This is a genomic window from Candidatus Dependentiae bacterium, assembly GCA_026389065.1.
GTDB lineage: Bacteria > Babelota > Babeliae > Babelales > Chromulinivoraceae > JACPFN01.
Map to the genome: position 1 here is coordinate 1 of JAPLIP010000051.1, position 4,675 is coordinate 4,675.

The following is a 4,675-nucleotide window of genomic DNA, read 5'->3' on the forward strand; positions in this document are numbered from 1 at the left end:
CACCCCCGGTTCGATTCCGGGTGTCGCCTCCAAAAAACTATGTGCCGAGGTGGCGAAATGGTAGACGCAAAGGACTTAAAATCCTTCGGGCTTCGGCCTGTGCCGGTTCGAGTCCGGCTCTCGGCACCATTCATTTAAATTGTAAATGAATGACAGTTTTCTTCCTTTGCAGTGGATAAACTTAAAAAAATATAAAAATAGCTACATCTAATTGATGTAGCTATTTTTATATTTACAATAAATTCACAAATGTTTAAAATTAATCTTTTTTGCTGTGATTACTTGTTTTGCATTTTGATAAATTTGCCAATTTTAGATTAATTCTGCTGCAAGTTAAATTAATAGCTTTCGTTAAAACTAATCGCAATGATTTTATATTTTCTTATAACAAAAGTGCTTTCAGTCGTCATAGAATAAATTTTTTTGCACTCGCAAAACAAATCTTGACAAATGATTTTGGAATAATAGATTAGCTTTTGTAAAAAGTTTTTTCCTTGGCGGGATAAAAAAGAAGGATTTGGTATGAATAAGGCAGAATTAATAGAAAGCATGGCAAAAGCAAGCAAATTGCCAAGAGCTGCTTGTAAAGGTGCTTTAGAAGCATTTGTTGTTTGTGTTGGCACAGCGCTAAAACAAAGCAAAGCTGTTTCTCTTACAGGATTTGGTACATTTGTAACCATGAAACGTAAAAGCAGAGTTGGTGTAAATCCAGCTACTGGTAAAAAAATGCAAATTCCTGCAAAAAATGTTCCAAAATTTAGACCTGGCAAAGCATTAAAAAGCTTAGTCGGATAAAATTATAAAATAGAGGCTTTAGTAAAATAAAGCCTCTATTTTTTTGTCCTTTTTTTGCAGTGAGTCTAGACTGCTTATCCACTTGACCAAGCAATCTATAAATTTTCTTGAGCTTTTATTTTAAATGTTTTTATACTGGACAAGTCTAAAATTGCAGCACCGTTTAAAAATGGTCAAAATAAAGGAAGTGGTCTTATGGCAACTGAAAGAGTTGAAACTTTTTATCAAATAGTTCATACATACTTTGAAAAATTTTTTGAGAAACTTAATATTTCATCTCGAGATGTTATTATTTATGTTTCATGTTTTGGGGTTGGTTTCTTGGTAGGGGTTTTATTTAAACGATACGGAAAATGGATTATTTCTATAAGTGCTGCAGTAGTTTTGGCATTGGCTTTGCTGCAATATTTTGATTTTATTACAATACATCAAGACAATATTAGATTAGTGCTCGGGCTTGACGATTCCCAAGGCTTTGATGTCTTAGTTGAGCGTAGTAAGGAGTATCTTATTGAGCTTGGAGTTGTTTTAGTCGGTTTATTATTAGGTTTTAAATTAGGATAATTTTATATCATGGAAAAAAAACATCTTTTTATTTCTCGTTTAGCTGATCAGTTGGTTAAACAAAATGCTATCAGAGAAATTGAGGCAGAATCATTAATTAAAGAATTTAAAGATGGGTCAAAATCTAGAATTGACTATGTTCTTTTAGACGATGGAGTGATTGATCGAGAAACAATGCTTAAAGCTTTGCAGGGGGTTTATGGGGTAGTGCCATTTGATGTCTGTGGTTATTTTTTTAATCATGAATTATTACTTCTTTTTCCTAAAGATTTTTTGATCAACAGAGGTGTTATTCCTTTGGATGTTGATTCTGACATGCTTACAGTGGTTATGAGTAATCCTGAAGATGAAGAAACAATTGAAATGCTTGGTAATTTTGTTTCTTATGCAATTAATGTTTTTGTTGGTATCGAGCGTGACATTGTCGATGCAATTACAGAATATTATGATGAAGATATTGTAACGTATGAGAATTATGAGCAAACTCAAGATGTCCAAGATGATGGACAAGATGATTCTGAGATTGTCGATTTAGAGTGACATTTATTTTATAAAAAAGAGCGAATTAAAAACTCGCTCTTTTTGCTTTATTAACACATGAATTTGCTGTTTTTTACTCTTACGGTTAAACTTAATACATATGGTTTTTTCATTATCAGTAAAGCAAAAAATGTTGTTGGTTAAAAATTTTTCAGTAGCAATTCAAAGCTCTCAAATCTTAAATAATTGTAACTTACAAATAGAGCCTGGTACCGTTCATGTGCTTGTTGGTCCAAATGGTTCTGGAAAAAGTTCTTTGGCTGCAAGTTTAATGGGTCATCCATTGTATGAAATTGTCACAGGTGAAGTGACTTTTCAAGGGCAAGATTTGCTTTCTTTGGCAACTCATATCAAAGCGCAAAAAGGCTTATACCTTTCTGTGCAGCATCCTTTAGAAATTAGCGGTCTTCAAGTTCTTCATTTTTTAAAAGAAATTTCATCGATTGCAGATAGAAAAACTGAATCTATTTCTGAATTTTTAATTCGTGTAAATCCATTACTTGGATTGGTTGGATTGCCAGAATCTATTTTGTATAGATGTGTTAATGTTGGTTTTTCTGGTGGTGAAAAAAAACGGTTTGAGCTTTTGCAAATGTTTCTTTTAAAGCCAAGGCTTGCAATCTTAGATGAAATTGATTCTGGGGTTGATGTAGACGGTTTGAAAATGATAGCACAAGGCATTTTGTGGTATAAAGAGCAAAATCCTGAAGTCTCTTTTTTAATAGTAACTCACTATCGAAGAATTTTGGAATACGTTAAGCCAGATGTGGTTCATTTAATGATTGATGGAAGCATTGTTCAAACTGGTAGTAGCCAGCTGCTTGATGATATTGAAACAAAAGGATATGCATCCTATGCAAAAAGGTCTGAATAAAAAAATAGTCACAGATATTTCTGAAAAGAAAAATGAACCGGGCTGGATGACTGATTTTCGATTAAAATCATTAGACATTTTTTTACAAAAGCCAATGCCACATTGGGGCGCAGATTTATCAGGTCTTTCAACTGATGATATATTTTTCTATGTTAAACCGATCATGGATAAACAGCGTGATTGGAGTAATGTTCCCGATGATATTAAAACAACCTTTGATAAATTAGGCGTTCCTCAAGCAGAGCGTTCTATGCTTGCAGGCGTAAGTGCTCAATTCGAATCTGAAGTGATTTACAAGCGATTAAAAGAGCGTTGGGAAAAAAAAGGCGTAGTCTTTTTAGATACAGAATCTGCACTCAAAGAGTATCCAGAAATTTTTAAAAAATACTTTTCAACAATAATTCCGCCCCATGATAATAAATTTGCAGCTTTAAATTCAGCAGTTTGGAGTGGTGGCAGCTTTGTTTACATACCATCTGGTGTTTATGTAGATCAGCCAATGCAGGCTTATTTTCGCATTAATTCTCAAAGTATGGGACAGTTTGAGCGGACTCTTATTATTGCAGAGCCTGGCAGCTTTGTGCACTACGTAGAAGGCTGTAGCGCGCCAGTTTATCGATCAAGTTCGCTTCATAGCGCAGTGGTCGAAATTGTAGCTTTGCCAGACGCGCACGTTCGGTACACGACTATTCAAAACTGGTCTAACAATGTTTACAATCTTGTTACCAAGCGTGCAGTTGCTCATGAGCGTTCAACCGTTGAGTGGATTGATGGAAACTTTGGAAGCAAAGTGACGATGAAGTACCCATGCATTGTTTTAAAAGGCGAAAAAAGCAAAGGACAAATAGTTTCAATTGCTGTAGCAGGAAAAGATCAGCATCAAGATTCAGGTGGAAAAATAATTCATTTGGCCAACAATACAACATCAAATATTGTTGCAAAATCAATTAGCAAACAAGGCGGTAGGTCTAGTTATCGAGGACTTTTAAAAGTTGGTAAAAATCTTTCCGGCATTGTTTCTCGAGTGCAGTGTGACGCACTTTTGTTTGATGAGCTTTCTCGCTCTGATACTTATCCAACTGTTAATATTGCTTCAGACGATGTTGATATTGGTCATGAAGCATCTGTTAGTCGGATTAGCGATGAGCAACTATTTTATTTGATGAGTAAAGGGCTTTCTGCTCAGCAGGCACAGGCTATGATTGTAAATGGATTTATTGATTGTTTTGTGAGCATGCTTCCGATGGAATACGCGATTGAAATTAATCGCTTAATTGAGCTTGAGATGGATGGCTCGATAGGATAAAAATTTTGGTGGTTAAAAGTTTTGGCTAAAATAGTTACAAGAATTACGCAAAAAAATAGGCTACCTTTTGTAGGGCAGCCTATTTTTTATAATTTTTCAAAGATATTATTTTGAAATTGTACCTTGTCCAAAAGCTTTTAAAAGATACGAAAAATGATCGTTTTCTTCTGTTATTTTAAAAGAAAAAGAATGACTTTTGTCAGGTGTTTCTACAGAAAAATCTACTTTTGCTGTAGGTTCAAATGTTGCTATTAAAGAAGCTGTTGAATCAGACATAATAGTTTTTTGTAAATGTTTAATCTCATCAGCTGAACTAGGTCTTCCTGCCTGCATAGCCCTAAAAACTAGAAATTCTATTAATTCTTCTTTTGAAAAACAAACAGTATCCTTATTAATTTTATCTTCTATACATAGCTCTTGTTTGTTTGATTTTAAAGAATAATTAATAGGATCTTTTGCGTATAGAGCGTTTTCGAAAGAATCGGCCATTGCTCTTATAGCATTTATTCTTTGATCCAGTGATGCAAATGCAGTAGATCCGCAAGCAAGTATGAAAAATGAACATATAAATAATGTTTTCATATTTTTTCCTTAAG

The 4,675-nt window shown here is 34.1% G+C and carries 6 protein-coding genes and 1 tRNA gene; 6 read left to right on the forward strand and 1 reads right to left on the reverse strand.

Annotated features, from left to right (window positions below; translation table 11 throughout):
• Nucleotides 1-43: 43 nt before the first annotated feature.
• The 6 genes from NTU89_03435 to sufB all read left to right on the forward strand — a co-directional run bounded on the left by NTU89_03435 (nucleotide 44) and on the right by sufB (nucleotide 4,079).
• Nucleotides 44-129 (forward strand) — tRNA-Leu (locus tag NTU89_03435).
• A gap of 393 nt (nucleotides 130-522) precedes the next feature.
• The gene (locus tag NTU89_03440; GenBank protein ID MCX5923594.1) at nucleotides 523-795 is read left to right on the forward strand and encodes an HU family DNA-binding protein; all 273 of its coding nucleotides are present in this window, start codon (nucleotides 523-525) and stop codon (nucleotides 793-795) included.
• A 195-nt stretch (nucleotides 796-990) separates the two neighbouring features.
• Nucleotides 991-1,359, forward strand: coding sequence for a hypothetical protein (locus NTU89_03445; GenBank protein ID MCX5923595.1), 369 nt, complete (start codon nucleotides 991-993; stop codon nucleotides 1,357-1,359).
• 9 nt (nucleotides 1,360-1,368) lie between these two features.
• Nucleotides 1,369-1,899 (forward strand): hypothetical protein, encoded by a 531-nt coding sequence (locus NTU89_03450; GenBank protein MCX5923596.1) that lies wholly within the window; start codon nucleotides 1,369-1,371, stop codon nucleotides 1,897-1,899.
• A gap of 130 nt (nucleotides 1,900-2,029) precedes the next feature.
• Nucleotides 2,030-2,773, forward strand: a complete 744-nt coding sequence (sufC, locus tag NTU89_03455; GenBank protein MCX5923597.1) for a Fe-S cluster assembly ATPase SufC — start codon at nucleotides 2,030-2,032, stop codon at nucleotides 2,771-2,773.
• On the forward strand, nucleotides 2,724-4,079 hold the full coding sequence (gene sufB / locus NTU89_03460) for a Fe-S cluster assembly protein SufB (protein MCX5923598.1): 1,356 nt from the start codon (nucleotides 2,724-2,726) through the stop codon (nucleotides 4,077-4,079). The genes sufC and sufB overlap by 50 nt, the downstream gene beginning before the upstream one ends.
• A gap of 105 nt (nucleotides 4,080-4,184) precedes the next feature.
• Here the strand turns inward: sufB and NTU89_03465 are convergent, their stop codons facing one another.
• Nucleotides 4,185-4,661: a hypothetical protein gene (locus tag NTU89_03465; GenBank protein MCX5923599.1), complete on the reverse strand. Its 477-nt coding sequence runs from the start codon at nucleotides 4,659-4,661 to the stop codon at nucleotides 4,185-4,187.
• Between the last annotated feature and the right edge of the window lie 14 nt (nucleotides 4,662-4,675).